Origin of the sequence: Paraflavitalea soli (assembly GCF_003555545.1) — a bacterium.
In the GTDB taxonomy this organism is placed as follows: Bacteria; Bacteroidota; Bacteroidia; order Chitinophagales; family Chitinophagaceae; genus Paraflavitalea; species Paraflavitalea soli.
In genome coordinates this window covers 228,763-244,094 of record NZ_CP032157.1, presented here as the reverse complement: position 1 = coordinate 244,094, position 15,332 = coordinate 228,763, and the positions used below count along the sequence as shown (strand labels likewise).

Here is a 15,332-nt window from a genome sequence, read left to right as displayed (position 1 = left end):
TGTTTCTTTGTCATTTCGAACACAACCCCTCCACACTGTCATTTCGAACGGAGTTCCATCCCCCTTTTGTCATTTCGAACGTAGCGCAGCGTAGTGAGAAATCTGCTATCGAAGCAAACGCACGCTCACGCCTTCCCCACTCACATTTCTATCCAGTCAATCGTAAATTTTTTCATCACGATACTATAGTTCCATCCTTTTCCAATCGTATTGGCTTCATACAAACAATACACCGTGCCCTTATTATCTATCGCCAGATCAGAATAACCGGCTAAAGCTGTATCGATCACTTTGCGTACAGGCCAGCTTTCCCCTTCATCATAACTGATCCTGGCCGTAAGGTTCTTACGCGGATATTTGGGCAGGTCGCGACTATCCGGGTTCACGAAAAGCAGCCGGTTCTTGCCGCCGTTCTTTGCATGGCTGGCGCGGATGATGCTGGCCATACATGCCGGCTCAAACAACTCCTCTTCTGCTACCGGCACTGTCCAGTTGCTGATACCATCAGTGCTATAACTTACACCACGGCGCCGCGCAGGAGCATTGTTGCGGATACTCATCATTACCCGCCCATCTTCCAGTTGCACCGCCATCGATTCATTGGGATTTCTTACTGCCGGCACATCGGGCAGGATCGCACCCCGTTTCCAGGTAGCGCCTGCATCATCACTATAGATAACCGCTACGCGATACGTTCTTTGCGGAATGATCTCTTTAGGAGTGCGCAGCCACACCGGCGCCAGCAGTCGGCCATTGTTCAACTGAATGGCATGACCCGGTCCCGGCGCTAATACCTGCCAGGCATACTCAGGCCTGAAAGCATCAAAGGCATACGTAATGTCAGCAGCAGCACGCCAGGTCTTACCATCATCCGTTGATCTGGTATAATAGGCATGGGTATATTGACGCTGGTAGAGCAGGTGGATCGTACCATCCCGGTCTACGATGGGGGTAGGATTACTGGTAGCGCCTGTTTGACGGGCAGCGATCACTACCGTTGGTTCCCAGCTTTTCCCGCCATCCGTGCTGCGCCGCAGCAGCAGATCCATATCCGTGGTATCGCTGGCACTGCCGATCCTGCCTTCACAAAAAGCCAGCAGGGTACCTTTCTGCGTAAGCACCAGGGCAGGTATACGCATGGCCGCATATTCACCCGCGGGTTCAAATACCACCGTAGTGACAGGCCCTGCAGGCAATACAGACTGTGCTGCCACCTGCTTACCCGTTTTGCATCCGCACATAGCCGACACCAACAAACACCCTATGATCGTTATTTTTATCATGCAAAATTTTACCTGATTGCGAATTGCTAAAAGCTAATGCCTAACGGCTAACTCCTTTCTCCTTCAAAAAACTCCGGCAATAATTTTCTACACACAACGCTCGCCCCCGATACTTCTTCTTCCGGTATCCATTTATAAGGCCATCGCAGGCGTGTGCCGATATTGGCCCATCCACCTACTGCTGCCAAAAACTTATCCAGCGCAGGATTGGAATATCCCGCATTCTTATAAGGTACGATACAAGTATCAAAAAATTGAAGGATCCGCTTTTGTACGTCCAGCGCTTTGGCCAGGTCCGCATGCATCAGCCGCCACCACCATTGCGCGCCCTGCGGACTGATACAGGCCACATTAGAATAAGCGCCGGCAGCCACACCTTCCTGCACACCTGTGGCCAGGAAATGGCCGGGCACAAATACAGAAAGACTATTGGCATATACCCGCATCTCATCGTACCAGGCCGCATCACCACCAGCCACTTTGATACCGATTAAGGAAGGTACTATCTCCTGCAAGCGTCCATACTCAGCAGGATGCAATACTTTTTTGGCATGTGGCGGATTGTACAATACCAGGGGAATGCCATCGGCGGCTTCTGCCATCTTTTGCAAAAAGCTCACCTGTTCTCCCGGACCCGTGGTTACCCAATCGGGCAGGATCACCTGGAAGGCAGCCGGTTTCAGCGCTACCATTCTTTGCATGCGCTGCAGGGATACCAAGGGCGATGGATGATTGGCCCCTATTTGAAAAAGTACACCTGCCGCCTGGCATTTGGCCGCCATGATCTCCTGCACTTTATCAAACTCCTTTTCCGTTTGGTTGTGCAGTTCACCTGCCGTACCATTGGAATACACGCCATCCGGCACTGCCAGGATCATACGGTCCAATTCTTCTTCCAGTCTTGCATAGTCAATGCTTTCATCCGCATTGATGGGCAGTAACAAGGTAGCCCAGTTTCCTCTAAGTGTTCTTGCTGTAAGCATTCATTTAATTTTTATTTTCCGGCACCATCGCTACCAGGCGTGCTACATCGTCTCGTTGTACTATTTAATTACGCACTCACATTGCCGACTGCCGATTGCCGACTGCCGACTGCCGATTGCCGATTGCCGGCTCTTCAACTACAACAACTCTTTCAAACTCACTTGCTGAAATACCATATCGGCCATGCTGCTTTCATACAGGATGCCAATGGTACTGTTGTCGATGCTGGTAAGACAGGAATAGCCCCGGCTCTTTCCTTCATCCAGCAATATTTTTTTACTGTCTACCCAGGTTTTACCATCGTCATAGCTCACTTTGATCGTCATACGGTGGCGGGTTGTTTTCGAATCCGGATTGGAGAAAAGCAGTACCGACTTCCTCTTCCCCTTCTCCACATAATCATGGCGAATGATGCTGGCCATACAAGTGGGCTCTATCAGGCCGCCACGGGAAGAGGGATGCTGCTCCCAGCTGTCACCCAGGTTATGGGTAACAGCAATGGCTCTTCCATTGGTGCTGCCTGTATCTGTTCTGTTCTTATTGGAACGCATGTTCAGCATGATGCTGCCATCGGATAATTCTACGGCCATGTTCTCGGTGGTAGACAGGCGTTCAGCAGGCTGGCCCGTCTTCCAGGTTTGGCCACCATCTTTACTGTAGGTAATAGTAGAGAATGCCTTACCCGTTTTATCACGCCCCTGCGTGGGAAATACCAGCGTGCCGTCCTGCAACGTAATACCTTGTCCCGGTGCCGGAGCCCACAACCACCAATCTGCTTGTTTACACATCGTGGTAAGATTGACCGGTTGCCCCCAGGTCTTGCCATGGTCCTCACTTTTCACGACCAGGAACTGCGCTGTTTGTTTCACATCAAAACCTGGCTGCGATCCTTTGTCGCGCCATTGGTGGTTCCAGGCCGTGCTGTCTTCGTTCAATCCTTCTATCCATTTGCCCTGTGCATTCAATACCCCATGCATCCACAGGCCCGCAATGAAAATATGACCCGTGTTTTTATCCACCAGTATACAGGCATCCGATACCCCGTTGAACTTTTCCGGCAGGCCGCCCCATTTGCCCATATCGATGGCAATCTGCATCGGCAGCCAGCTATTGCCCTTATCTGTACTCCGGCTCAGGCCGATATCTATATTGCCTTGCAGGTCACGACCGCTTTCACGGCGTACATCATAGATAGCCAGTAAAGAGCCGTCTTTGGCCGTAGCCAGTCCGGGAATACGATAGGTGTGAACGCCATCCTCGTTATGTTGGCGAAGGGCATAACCAATACGCAAAGGCACCCCTTCCATCCGGGGTATTGCTACCGGATTTTGATGCCCTTGCATGGAAGCAATGGCACGAATAAATACCTTGTGTAAAGGATCGGCTTTGTCATTAAGTTCTACCGATACCCAGAAAACATTTGTTCCTATGCTCAACTCCTGCTGATCACCAACCCACATAATAGTTGAAAGGCGATCTTTACTACCCAATAATTTCATTTTACCAATATTACTGAGATTGGTGAATGAGGAGTCATTGCCTGCGTAATACAATTTTACCTGTCTGATATCTTTCAGGTCAGTCGTGCCAGTCAGGTTCAACTGGAACCCATCTGTAAAAGATACCTGCTGTCCTGTATTATGGATCACAATACGCAACACCGGGTTGTCTTTCTTTTTGATCAGCACCGGCACCTGGTATTGTTGTTGTGTAAATACCAGCTCCTCTCCGTAAGGATTTTTTTGAACCCCAGGTCCTGCAGCCAATAATATGCACGGCAATGCCATGCACATTATAATGGCCACAGTGGTTTGAAGGCGTAGGGGATCAAGGATTATTTTCTTAAGCACGGAATATATTTTTAGTTATTTTACTGATCGAAGCAAAACGTCGAAGCAAAAGATTGCCGATTCCCGATTGCCGTTTGCCGTCCTAATACCCCGGCGGCTGCACCATCTTTTGGTTCCTGTTCAACTCACTTTGCGGCAGCGGGAAGAAATAGAACCTGTCATCCCAGGCACGCGTTGAAGTCCTGATCCGTACATAAAAAGCAGGATCATTCAAACTGGCGCCTGTCAATACACTCATACCCGTAAAATCACCACCCTGACGACCTTCCGGCTGGTTGGCATTTTTCCAGCGGCGTACATCATAAAAACGATGACCTTCATAAGCCAGTTCAATACACCGCTCCAGCCTGATCTGCGCGCGCATCTCAGCCTGTGACAATCCACTTGCCAGAGCAGGAATACCGCCCCGGGTACGGATCGCATTCAGGTAGAGGAGGATATCAGCATGACCGGGATTGGATTCATTCAATGCCTCAGCATAATTTAAGTATAATTCTCCCAACCGGATATACATGGCCGGGCGCACCACATTACCGGCATTGTTGGAAAGGTTCCTGGCCGGGTTGGTATTCTTGCGTACCAGGTAGCCCGTCCGCGGATAACGTACTTCACTGCCACCGCCATTGCCGGAGTTACCAGTTGGCCAGAACTGCACATGCGTTTGCCCCGTCTTGGCCACAAAGGGAACTGTTGAGCCGTTAAAGGTGATCGCGTTGTAAAAGCGAGGTTCACGGCCTACATACATATTGGAAGTGCCTGCTACATAAAAATTGGTTTTAGCAGTAGCCGTAAAGCCTGTTTCCGTATAACCACTGCCTGCTTCATTGATGCTTTTTCCATTGAGCATGCGGAATTTGTCTACCATTTCCTGGGGCGGTGTCAGGTTGGAGTTGGTGGTGGTGCCGTTGGCGGCGCGTGGCGCCGCATCTACTTCCCAGGCCTGGTATCCCGTCACCGTGCGCAACCAGATGCCTTCATCCGACCAGCCCGTGAGGTACAGGTCGCGGTGGGTATTGAAAGCCGCCAGAAATGCATCCGCATTCGTTACTTTAAAGAGCTTCTTGCCATAAGTAATAGCATGGTCAATCGCTTCTTTGGCAGCAGTGGCCGCCTTGTCCCATTTGGTGGCGTCGTAATTGGTATTCATCAATCCCTGTCCATCTTTGTTCTTGAAATTCGCCATGGCGGCATCGCCATTGAACAGCGGACTGGCATCGTACAAAGTGATCTGTGATTTCACGGCCTCAATGATCAGCTTGTTGATGCGGCCCGTTTGTGAAAGATCATCCGCACCCGTAGCGGCTACGGTATGCCTCTCAGGCACCAGCTCTTTGGCGGCATCCATTTCCGACAATACATAACTGATGCACTCACTCCAGGTATTGCGGGCTTGCTGGTAATTGTCATCTACCTCACCGATCTTATCCCCTACCAGTACCAACGGGCCATACAATTTCATGAGTGTCCAGTAAAAGTAAGCGCGCAGGAAACGGGCTTCGCCTTTGTATTGTTGTACCAGCGCCGCACCATTGGGCTCATCCAGTATATTACTTTGAGGATTCTCTACATTGGCCATGAATATATTTGCCAGGCGGATACCCTGGTAATTGGCCGTCCATATGTTTACACCCGCCGTTACCCCGCTTAATGCATTCGTAGCCTGGGCCGAAGGTGTATTGAGGTCCATCTCATCACTCCAGGCAGCAAAATAACGGGCCGAACTGGCAGCTGTACCCCAGGGGTCCAGCAGTTTGCCATAAATGCCCGCCAGCCAGTTCTCCGTTTCTGTTTTATTCTTGAATATAGCATTTACATCTACCAGGTCCTTGGGTACCGCATCGAAGTATCCCTTGGTACATCCCATGGGCGCTAGCGTGGCAGCTCCCAATAACAGGATCATAGCGGTAGTATATAGATTGGTCTTCTTCATTTCAATTGCTTAAGTATGATCATTAAAAAGTAACCCTTGCGCCAAAGTTGAACGCCTTGATATTCGGATAGAATCCGCCCCGGGTGATCGTAGTGGAGCTGGTACCCGTATCATTCAGTTCAGGATCCCAGAATTTCCACTTGGAGATCGTGATCAGGTTGGTGCCATTCACATAGATGCGCAGGTTCTTGATACCCATCTTTTTTACCCTTCCTGCAGGAAGCGTGTACCCAAACTCAGCACTCTTCAGCCGCACAAAGTCTGCCCGCTTCAACCACCAGTCACTCACCAAAAAGTTTGAATTGGGGTCCTGGTTCGTCGTCAACCTTGGATAAAATGCATTCGGGTTCGGGTTGGCTTCTGTCCAGCGGTCGTTGACGATTGCATAGAGGTTGGGACTGTTGGCGCCACTGCCAAAGGGGAAGGTGCCATCACCGCTGCCATACAGCAGCCATACCTTACCGGTGCCCTGCACAAAGGCGCCGATATCAAACCCTTTGTAGCCAACAGATATATTGATACCATACATCAGTTTAGGGGTACCCGATACATTCACGCGCGATACATCAAAGTTGTTGATCACGCCATCACCGTTCAGGTCTTTGTATTTGATATCACCGGGCCTGGTATCGCCGCTCTGTATAGCAGAGGTATCAATATCCTGTTGGCTTTGGAACAAGCCCAGGTTCGTGTACAATTCTTTGGCATCCACTTCTTTGCCTTTCCACTGCATCCAGGGATAAGGTTGCGGCGGCAGGCCGTCTTCCATATTCGTATTGTTGTTGTACGTGAGCGTACCGGTCACATTGATCCAGCGGCCTTTGCTGAACGCCTTGTTGTAAGAAAGCGTAAGGTCAATACCCTTATTCAGTACGATACCAATATTACGCGTGGGGTTTACACCGCCATAGCCCGATGTTAAAGGGATCGTTTGATCGGCCCTCAGGATGCCTTTCCGCATTTCACGAAACAGTTCAAGCACCATCTTCAGGCCATTGTTGAGGAAGTTCATTTCTATACCGAGGTTGTGACGGTAAGAAGTTTCCCAGGAAGGATCAGTGGCGATCTGAGATTCAGAATACCCCCCATAGCTGGGAGAAAGAGAGGTAGGCGTACCAAACTGGTACACATTGGTGGCCTTGCTCAATTGGCTCAGGTACAGGAAGCGGGTAGCAAAACCACCATTACCCGTTAAACCATAACTATACCTTACTTTAAAATAGTTCAGTACATCTGCTACCGGCTCGAAGAATTTTTCGTTCGATACCAGCCAGCCCACACCAAAGGAGGGGAAGAAACCAAAACGTTTATCAGGACTGAAGTTCTCAGAACCTGTATAACCAAAGTTCACCTCACCAAAATAACGGCTGTCATATCCATAGGTAGCACGACCGGTCAAGCCCCTGTTGCGGAAAGGAACTGCCGTGGTAAAAGTAGTGGCATTGCCATCTACGTATTCCGACTGGTTGAACAGGAATAAGCCGCCCACTTCATGTTTGCCAAAAGTACGGCCATAGTTCAGCGAAGCCTCCGTATACATACGGCGGTTGCTGCTGCGGGCAGAAGCAAAGGAAAGGATATCATTGCTCGTATTTACCTGGCGGGTGATCAGCTTGCCATTGGCATCCCGACCTTCTGCATAGAAAGTAGGCGAAGCATGGGTAGTAGCTACCAGCGCATCCGTATATACATCAAAGGAGAACAGTCCGGATACAGACAGCCCCTTCGTGAGCGCACTCAACTCTTGCTTTACGCGGATATTGGGCCGCAGGGTAGCAGAATATTCATTGCCGGCCCCAATACCAAAGATGATACGGGCAGGACTGCTGCGTCCGTCGGGTGTGGATGACCAATCCCCATTGGAATACCGGGCAGGAATAATATGCGAAGGCACCCTTAAGGATTGTTCAAACGCACCGTTTTGGGGATTGTTGGAGCCATCATAAGGTCCGTTGCGCTGATCGATGATCGTAGCAATACCCAGGTCCAGCTTGGTGGTATTGGTAACACTGACACCGATATTGGCCGTGAAGTTGTACCGGCGATAGTAGGTCTTGGTATCATAACTTCTTTCCGGCTGCGTTTTCAGCAGTCCTGTTTCGCCGTAGTAACCGGCAGAGATATAGTAATTGGCTTTTTCCGAACCGCCGCTGATGTTCACATTGGCGCGCTGGGTAAGACCAAAGTCACGGAACAATTCTTTGTACCAGTCTGTATTGGGATACAGATCGGGGTCGGTACCATTGCGGTGCAGGGCAATCCTTTCATCTGTATAGAAAGCATCACGGCCCCTTGTTTTGAGTGCCTCGTTGTAGGTCTCCATCCAGGTGGGCGCATCCAATAACTTAGGTACCTGCACAAACTGTGTAATACCCTGGTTCACTTCCACATTCACAGCAGGCTTACCGGCCACACCTCTTTTGGTATTGATCAGAATAACGCCATTGGCGCCGCGGGTTCCATATACCGCCGTGGAAGCGGCATCTTTCAGTACCGTGAAGTTTTGAATATCTTCCGGGTCTACATCATTAAAACTCCTGTCGGGTACTCCATCGATAATGATCAGGGGCGTACGGGTGCTGGTACCAAAGGTAGCCACCCCGCGCACCAGCACACTGGCATTGTCCTGGCCCGGGCCACCACCCCGGGAGGTGGTAATGATACCGGAAATACGGCCGGCCAGCATGCCTGCAATATCCCTGGCGGGCAATTTCAGGTCTTCCGGTGTTACCGTCGATTGGGCGCCGATCACACTTACTTTTTTCTGTTGACCATAGCCGATCACCGTTACCTCGTTGAGGCCGCCGGCTACCGGCGTCAGTTTCACACTCAGGTCTACCCGGTTGCGCACAGCCAACAATTCGGTTTTGTAACCGGTAAAAGAAAACTCCAGGGAGTCCGTGGGACTTACCATAATACGGTATTGCCCATCGGAACCGGTCACTGTTACGATCTTAGTGCCGGTGATCTTAATGCTGGCGCCAGGCAAACCATGGTCCAGCTCATCGGTAACCTTACCGGTTACCTGTAGAATACGGTCCTGTGAGTAACCTGACAGGCTGCAACAAGCAAGCATCAGGAGCAGGACCGTACATTTAAAAGCAGTTTTGTAAGTCATAGCGGTCAGTTATGTAGGTTGGGGGGGTTCAATCGCAGATACTGTATTCAATTCTGTATTCTATATACTGGATTCTGTATTCTTTTAGTACCCGTCAGTTTGAATAAGTTGATTGTTATTGGCCAATACCGTCGTATTCAGTGGCCAGAACAAAGGCGTAGTTTTCCCCACCAGGTTGGGCACATAGGTATATACGTTGATCGTGCCGCCTTTATGAAAGCGCACCAGGTCAAACCACCGTTTGTTCTCAAAGAACAGTTCACGGCCTCTTTCATTCAGTATTTCTTTCTCTACGGTCACTTTATCCGTGGCGCCTGTGTAATCGCCATTGCCTGTACGTGCCCGTACTTTGTTTAGATAAATAATGGCATCGCTGGTATTATTCAAGGCGGCATAGGCTTCTGCTTTCAGCAGGAAAATATCAGCCAGCCGGTAAATAAGGATGTCATTATCAGAGATGCGGTCATCAGGGTATTTGGTGCCTGGATATTTGGTGATCCAGGATATTTTAGGGCCGGAGCTTTGCCGTTCGGTGATCCAGGTATAGGGTCTGCGTTTGTCGTTGGGAAAGGCATCAAACAGTGCTTTGGATTTGGGGCTGATCTGGTAGGCGCCCTGTCCATTACCCACCGCTGCTACCCAGGGCAAGCTGTCGAGGTTCAAAGCTCCCTGTACGCCCAGCAGGTAAGGCAATGCATTCAATGCATAGTTGGTACCGCTTTCATCACGCAGGTAATACGCCGCCAGGATTACTTCAGAATTGGCGCCGGCACGCACACCTGTTACATTTTTAAAATCGGTATTGAGGGTCACGCCTGAAGCTTCCACTTCATTGATGGCTGTAATGGCATCATTGAAAGCAGCATCGCCACCGCCCGTTACTTTACCACTCCACAGGCATACATCTGCCTTCAGCGCCTGGGCCGAACCATAAGCAAAACGGTATTTGGAGGGATAGGTCTTCGCATTGAAGTTGCTCATGGAGCTAAACAGGTTGATAGCAGAATCAAGGTCCTTCCTGATCTGCTTCACCACATCGGCCGCACTGGAGCGGGGCAGCAGGGGCACATTTTCATCTACCACCGCCTGCAGCATCAGGGGAGCGTCGCCTATAATGCGTGTTAAATGGAAATAGCAGTAGGCACGCAAGCTATACGTTTCTGCGATGATCCGCTTGCGCGTGTCAGGATTGGAAGCAAAAGCAAATCCTTTTATTTTTTCCAGCAGCAGGTTACAATGGCCGATGGCCTTGTACCAGTCATTGTAATTGATGGCGCCCGAAGAGGGGGAAATGGTCTGTGACCAGGCTACGCCAAAGCGGGAGTTGAGCGCAGATACCAATTCTTCTCCCCTTTCTGTGCCATAGGTGGTATTGTTGGCAAAGCTGCGCATATAGGTATAGATGCCTGTAACGTAGGGCTCAAAATCACCCTCATTCTGCCAATAGGTTTCTTCAGTAATGGTGGACTGGGGATCTACCTCCAGCAATTTATCGCAACTACCCAGCAGCACGCTGATGAGCAAGATGGTTATTCCTGTAATATTTTTCATATCCTGAATATTTTTTGTTTTGAATGAAGTTCTTAGCCTTTGGGAGTTAGCTTTTAGCTTTTAGCTGTTAGCCCTTTGCTCGTGGCCATGGACGTTTTTGTATTCTGTATTCTGTATTCTGTATTGCTAACAGCTAATACCTAACAGCGAACACCTAAAATTTCAACGTCGCGCCCAGCGAAAACTGTCTCGGTCTGGGATACCCACCGGGATCAAAGCCCGCATAGCTCTCCGGGTTCAGTCCTTTGTATTTGGTGATGTACCCGAGGTTGAACACGCTGGCAAATACATTCAAATTGGTTGCGCGTATTTTCTTCAGGATCGCTTTAGGCACATCATAGGAAAGCGCTATCTCCCGGAAAGCCAGGAAATCACCTTTCTCGATCATCACCGATACATCGGAAGAATAAGACTGGTTAACACCCAGCGTAGCGCCACGGAGATAATTGCGCTGGCCAAAATCAAAATCAGCAAAAGAGAAACGCGCATATTTTTTACCGGCATCGCCTTCCTTCTGCCAGATATCGCCGCCCAGTGCTTCTGCAGGCGCTCCTTCGTTGAAGGCCCGGCCTGTACCCAGTGAGCGTGCCAGCGCACCATTGCTGATGAGGTGACCGAGGGCGTAGTCAACAGCGATGCGCAGGGAAATACCTTTATAGGTAAAGGTGTTCTGCATACCGCCTATCTTATCGGGTGTGCGGTATCCCATAAATACCTGGTCCCTGCTATCAATGACGCCATCAGCGTTGATATCGGCAAAGTTGAAATCACCGGCATGTTTCTTTACAGCTATGCCAGAGGGTGAGGCCAGGTTATCTTTGGTAGTCGCATTCCAGGCAGCAGCTTCCGCTTCCGTAGCAAATACACCAAGTACCTTGTAAGCCCACAGACCATAAGGACGTTCCCCTTCAGCAAAGCCGCCGGCTTCTATGTTTTGTTTGGAAACAGGATCATATACTACATCACCACCCTGGCGGTTCTTGGCCCGGCCATTGCCAGGCAGTTCCTTCACAAGGGTTTTGTTGTATGCAAAAGAGATATTGGCCCTCCAGGTAAATGACCGGGAGCGGATCACTGTACCGCCCAGTTCTATTTCTACTCCTTTGTTCTGCAATACCCCATTGTTGTAGGTAATGGAAGGGAAGGGCGCTTCGGAAGGCAGCGGTTTGGAAGCCAGCCTGTCTTTGGTGAGTTTATTATAAAAATCGATGGAGAAGGTCAACCGGTCTTGTAAGAAACCCGCATCCAGCGCCAGGTCCGTGGTTTCCGTGCTTTCCCATACCAGGTTGGGATTGGAAAGGTTGGTACGGAGCACGCCGGAGCCTACTGCATATTGCGTAGCACCATAACCGCCATAGGTATCAACCAGCTCAAGTCCGCTCAATCCACTCGTACCCCAGCTGGCCCGTAATTTCAGGGAGCTTACCGGTTTCACCTTCCAGAAGTTTTCTTTGTGGATGTTCCAACCCGCCGAGAGGGACGGGAAGGTAGCATACCGGTTGCCCGGTGCAAAGTTGGAAAAACCATCATAGCGCAGTGAACCACCCAGCAAATACTTATTGTTGTAATCATAAGCAAACTGGCCAAAGAAGCTCACTGAACGTTGTTCTTTCAGCGTGGTGGCAAAATTGGTAACATTGGAAGTTACCACACCGCCGATCACCGTAGTGGCCGGCTCTACAATGGTATAGATATAATCGTTGTTGGCTCTTTGTGAACCAATGCTGATAATACTGTTCGTCACCTTGCGGAAGTTGAAACCACCCAGCACCATGAACTGGTGATCACCGCCCACATTGAAATCATATTGCAGGATCTGATCCGTCATCAGGTCACGCATATTATCCGTGTATTCGTTCTTCTGCCGTTGAGTAGAAGGTTGTATTTCATTGGAAGGTGTAGCCTTGCGCATGAACAACTCCCGGTAATCCTGGATCGCATAAGAGAAAGCAGGTTTCCAGTGCAGGCCCTTCATAATGGTAAGGTCACCGGCCACCCGGCTGATCAGTCGCTCCGTATTCACCCGGAAATCATCATACTTCAGCGTATGGAAGCGGTTGCGCACGGTGTATAGTTCGCCCGGTGTGGGATTGCCATCATCCTTATAGATACGGATGAGCGGTGTGATGCGTGTGCCGCGCACCAGTTCATTCTGGTAAGCATCTACAAAGTTGGGCAGCACATTCTGGTAATTGATCATGGCGTCGATGCGGAAATTCTCCGTTGCTTTGAAACTGAAATTGCCCAGTACATCGTAGCGCTTATAGCGGGTGCCTACAAAACTGCCTTCCTGGTTGGTATAACCGGCGCTCATATTGTAGCTGGCTTTTTCACTGCCCCCATCGATCGACACATTGGTATTATTGGTAAGTCCCGTTACCCAGATCATATCCTGGTAATGGTTATCCGCATAGAGCAGTTTGGTACCGGGATTAATAGGATCATCCATCGTTTTATAACCGTGGGCCAGCAGGTTGTCAACATAGGCTTGTCCCTCGATAGCTACTATATTATCATAGAGCGCTGTAAGGTTAATACTATTACCATACTGTCCTTTGGCCGTGTACACCCGGGTGCCGGCAGAAAAGCCGCCATTGTTGAGCAGGTTGTTCTTATCCAGCCCATCAAATGTATTTTTCACCGTGGTACGTGCCAGCGGCAGGTACTGATCGGCGTTGAGGTATTTATAATCACGGGCGGGTGTTTCCCAGGTGGTACGGTGATTGATCGTGAGGCCCATCTTGCTGTTGAACTTGCCGCCTTTTGTTTTCACCACAATAACACCATTGGCGCCCTGCGCTCCATAAGGCGCCGTAGAAGCCGCATCTTTCATCACCTGCAGCGACTCTATATTATCGGGGTTGATATCATTCAATGACCTGAACACCCCATCGATGATCACCAGCGGACTGGTGCCATCAGTAGCGCCCAATGGATTACCATTTGCGTTGCCCAGGCCCGAACCATAGGCATTGAGTTTGGTGCCGCCACGGATAATGATATTGGGAGCCCCGGCGCCCGGCTGCCCCGTACCTATTGGAATGGATACCCCGGCGATCTTTCCCTGCATGGCCTGCACGGGATTGGGGTTGGAGGTATTTTTCAACTCTTCAGGATTGAGCTTCGATACCGCGGCGGTGATCTTGGTCCTAGATTGCTGTGCATATCCGACTACCACGATATCCGTAAGGGTGGTATTGGCAGCATCCAGTACCATATCGATGCGGCTGCGGCCATTGATGGAAGATTCTTTTTCCCCGAAGCCCACATAGGTAAATACCAATATGCCCCTGGGATCATTTACTTTTAAGGAATATTGTCCGTTGGCATCCGTTGCTGTAGCCCGGGATGTACCTTTAAGGGAGACCGTAACGTTGGACAATTTTTCGGAAGAGCCAGCCCTGGTAACGGTGCCCGTCACCACCAGTTCAGTATCCTGGGCGGTTGCCACTAAAGAGAGCATTAACCAGCAGCCCAGTGTGAGGCAGGAGATCAGTTTTTTCATAAATGGCGTGCGTTAGCTTGTTAGTAGATTATTATGTACTACATATCACAAATATAGGGAACTCCTCTATGCGGCCAACTTTTTGGGCAGAAATTTAATGTAAAGTCATATACTTGATAAATAGATGATTACAGCAGAAATGGGGAAATACCCAGAAAAATAGCAGGTTGACAAGGGCGATAGCGAAGGTGAATAAAGCGGCCTATTAAGTATTACATATCAACACTCTTTACTACATTTGCTTTTATGAAGATGGATCAGGAACTATTTAAACTGAAGCCTATAGCCTCCCTCACCATGGCCGACCAGGTGGAAACCCAATTGCGTGATTATATCATCAAGCGGTCGATCCGGCCGGGCGATGCCATCCCCAAGGAAATGGAGATCGCCGAAGCGCTGGGTGTAAGCCGCAATGTGGTACGGGAGGCCCTGAGCCGGCTGCGTATGCTGGGCATGATCGAGTCCAGGAAAAAGCGCGGTATGATCCTCACCCAGCCCGATGTGATGAAGGGACTGGAACGCATATTGCACCCTAACATGCTGGATATGAACGTGCGCAAAGAGCTGTTCGAACTTCGCATCGTGCTGGAAATAGGCCTGGGCGACCTCCTCTTCCGTCGCAAGACCCCCGAACACCTGCAGCAGCTCGACGCTATCGTGGAACGAGAGCGCCGTGCGAGCACCGCTATTGAGCGCGTTCGCTGCGAGGTGGACTTCCACTCCACCCTCTACGAAATGGCCGGGAATGAGACGCTAAAGCGTTTTCAGACGATCCTGATGCCGGTATTCGAATACGTGGTCGAATACGAATCCAAACTGGAACATACTTCCGTGGGCTCCGTCACCCATGCCGACCTCGTGAAGATCCTCCACGGCAATAAACCCGAAGAATTTCCTAATGCCATGCGCCAGCACCTGCTGCCCCACCTGGAGCACCTGTAGGGGCAACTACCCAAGGGCCTGCACATTGCCTGCGCATGTTCTACGCATTGCCTCCGGATTGCCTGACCGCTCAATGAAAAGGGGCCAGTGTACTAAGGGGCGTAGGCAATACGGAGAAAGTATCCGGGCTATGTGCCGGCAGTCTTACTCCCTGTAGTCCGAAAGTCGG

Annotated in this window: 8 protein-coding genes; 1 reads left to right on the top strand and 7 read right to left on the bottom strand. The window is 50.2% G+C overall.

Translation table 11 applies throughout. From position 1 onward, the window contains the following. Window positions 1-140 precede the first annotated feature (140 nt). The 7 genes from D3H65_RS00935 to D3H65_RS00905 all read right to left on the bottom strand — a co-directional run bounded on the left by D3H65_RS00935 (window position 141) and on the right by D3H65_RS00905 (window position 14,221). Window positions 141-1,283: a sialidase family protein gene (locus D3H65_RS00935; protein WP_119048461.1), complete on the bottom strand. Its 1,143-nt coding sequence runs from the start codon at window positions 1,281-1,283 to the stop codon at window positions 141-143. Window positions 1,284-1,330: 47 nt separating this feature from the next. Beyond that, on the bottom strand, window positions 1,331-2,266 hold the full coding sequence (locus D3H65_RS00930) for a dihydrodipicolinate synthase family protein (RefSeq protein WP_119048460.1): 936 nt from the start codon (window positions 2,264-2,266) through the stop codon (window positions 1,331-1,333). A gap of 138 nt (window positions 2,267-2,404) precedes the next feature. Then, a complete protein-coding gene (locus D3H65_RS00925; RefSeq protein ID WP_245999655.1) occupies window positions 2,405-4,054 on the bottom strand; it encodes a sialidase family protein in 1,650 nt (549 codons plus the stop codon). 145 nt (window positions 4,055-4,199) lie between these two features. Then, complete coding sequence (locus tag D3H65_RS00920; protein ID WP_119048458.1) at window positions 4,200-6,047, bottom strand: RagB/SusD family nutrient uptake outer membrane protein; 1,848 nt, start codon at window positions 6,045-6,047, stop codon at window positions 4,200-4,202. A gap of 22 nt (window positions 6,048-6,069) precedes the next feature. Continuing rightward, window positions 6,070-9,165, bottom strand: a complete 3,096-nt coding sequence (locus tag D3H65_RS00915) for a SusC/RagA family TonB-linked outer membrane protein (protein WP_119048457.1) — start codon at window positions 9,163-9,165, stop codon at window positions 6,070-6,072. Window positions 9,166-9,249: 84 nt separating this feature from the next. Further along, the gene (locus tag D3H65_RS00910) at window positions 9,250-10,716 is read right to left on the bottom strand and encodes a RagB/SusD family nutrient uptake outer membrane protein (RefSeq protein WP_119048456.1); all 1,467 of its coding nucleotides are present in this window, start codon (window positions 10,714-10,716) and stop codon (window positions 9,250-9,252) included. A gap of 154 nt (window positions 10,717-10,870) precedes the next feature. Continuing rightward, window positions 10,871-14,221, bottom strand: a complete 3,351-nt coding sequence (locus D3H65_RS00905) for a SusC/RagA family TonB-linked outer membrane protein (protein ID WP_119048455.1) — start codon at window positions 14,219-14,221, stop codon at window positions 10,871-10,873. A 246-nt stretch (window positions 14,222-14,467) separates the two neighbouring features. Here D3H65_RS00905 and D3H65_RS00900 point away from each other — a divergent pair, with 246 nt between their 5' ends. Next, the gene (locus D3H65_RS00900) at window positions 14,468-15,163 is read left to right on the top strand and encodes a FadR/GntR family transcriptional regulator (protein ID WP_119048454.1); all 696 of its coding nucleotides are present in this window, start codon (window positions 14,468-14,470) and stop codon (window positions 15,161-15,163) included. The last annotated feature ends 169 nt before the right edge of the window (window positions 15,164-15,332 follow it).

Coding starts and splice junctions, on each gene's coding strand:
- D3H65_RS00935 (WP_119048461.1), bottom strand. CDS start 1,283: ATGATAAAAATAACGATCATAGGGTGTTTGTTGGTGTCGGCTATGTGC.
- D3H65_RS00930 (WP_119048460.1), bottom strand. CDS start 2,266: ATGCTTACAGCAAGAACACTTAGAGGAAACTGGGCTACCTTGTTACTG.
- D3H65_RS00925 (WP_245999655.1), bottom strand. CDS start 4,054: ATGGCATTGCCGTGCATATTATTGGCTGCAGGACCTGGGGTTCAAAAA.
- D3H65_RS00920 (WP_119048458.1), bottom strand. CDS start 6,047: ATGAAGAAGACCAATCTATATACTACCGCTATGATCCTGTTATTGGGA.
- D3H65_RS00915 (WP_119048457.1), bottom strand. CDS start 9,165: ATGACTTACAAAACTGCTTTTAAATGTACGGTCCTGCTCCTGATGCTT.
- D3H65_RS00910 (WP_119048456.1), bottom strand. CDS start 10,716: ATGAAAAATATTACAGGAATAACCATCTTGCTCATCAGCGTGCTGCTG.
- D3H65_RS00905 (WP_119048455.1), bottom strand. CDS start 14,221: ATGAAAAAACTGATCTCCTGCCTCACACTGGGCTGCTGGTTAATGCTC.
- D3H65_RS00900 (WP_119048454.1), top strand. CDS start 14,468: ATGAAGATGGATCAGGAACTATTTAAACTGAAGCCTATAGCCTCCCTC.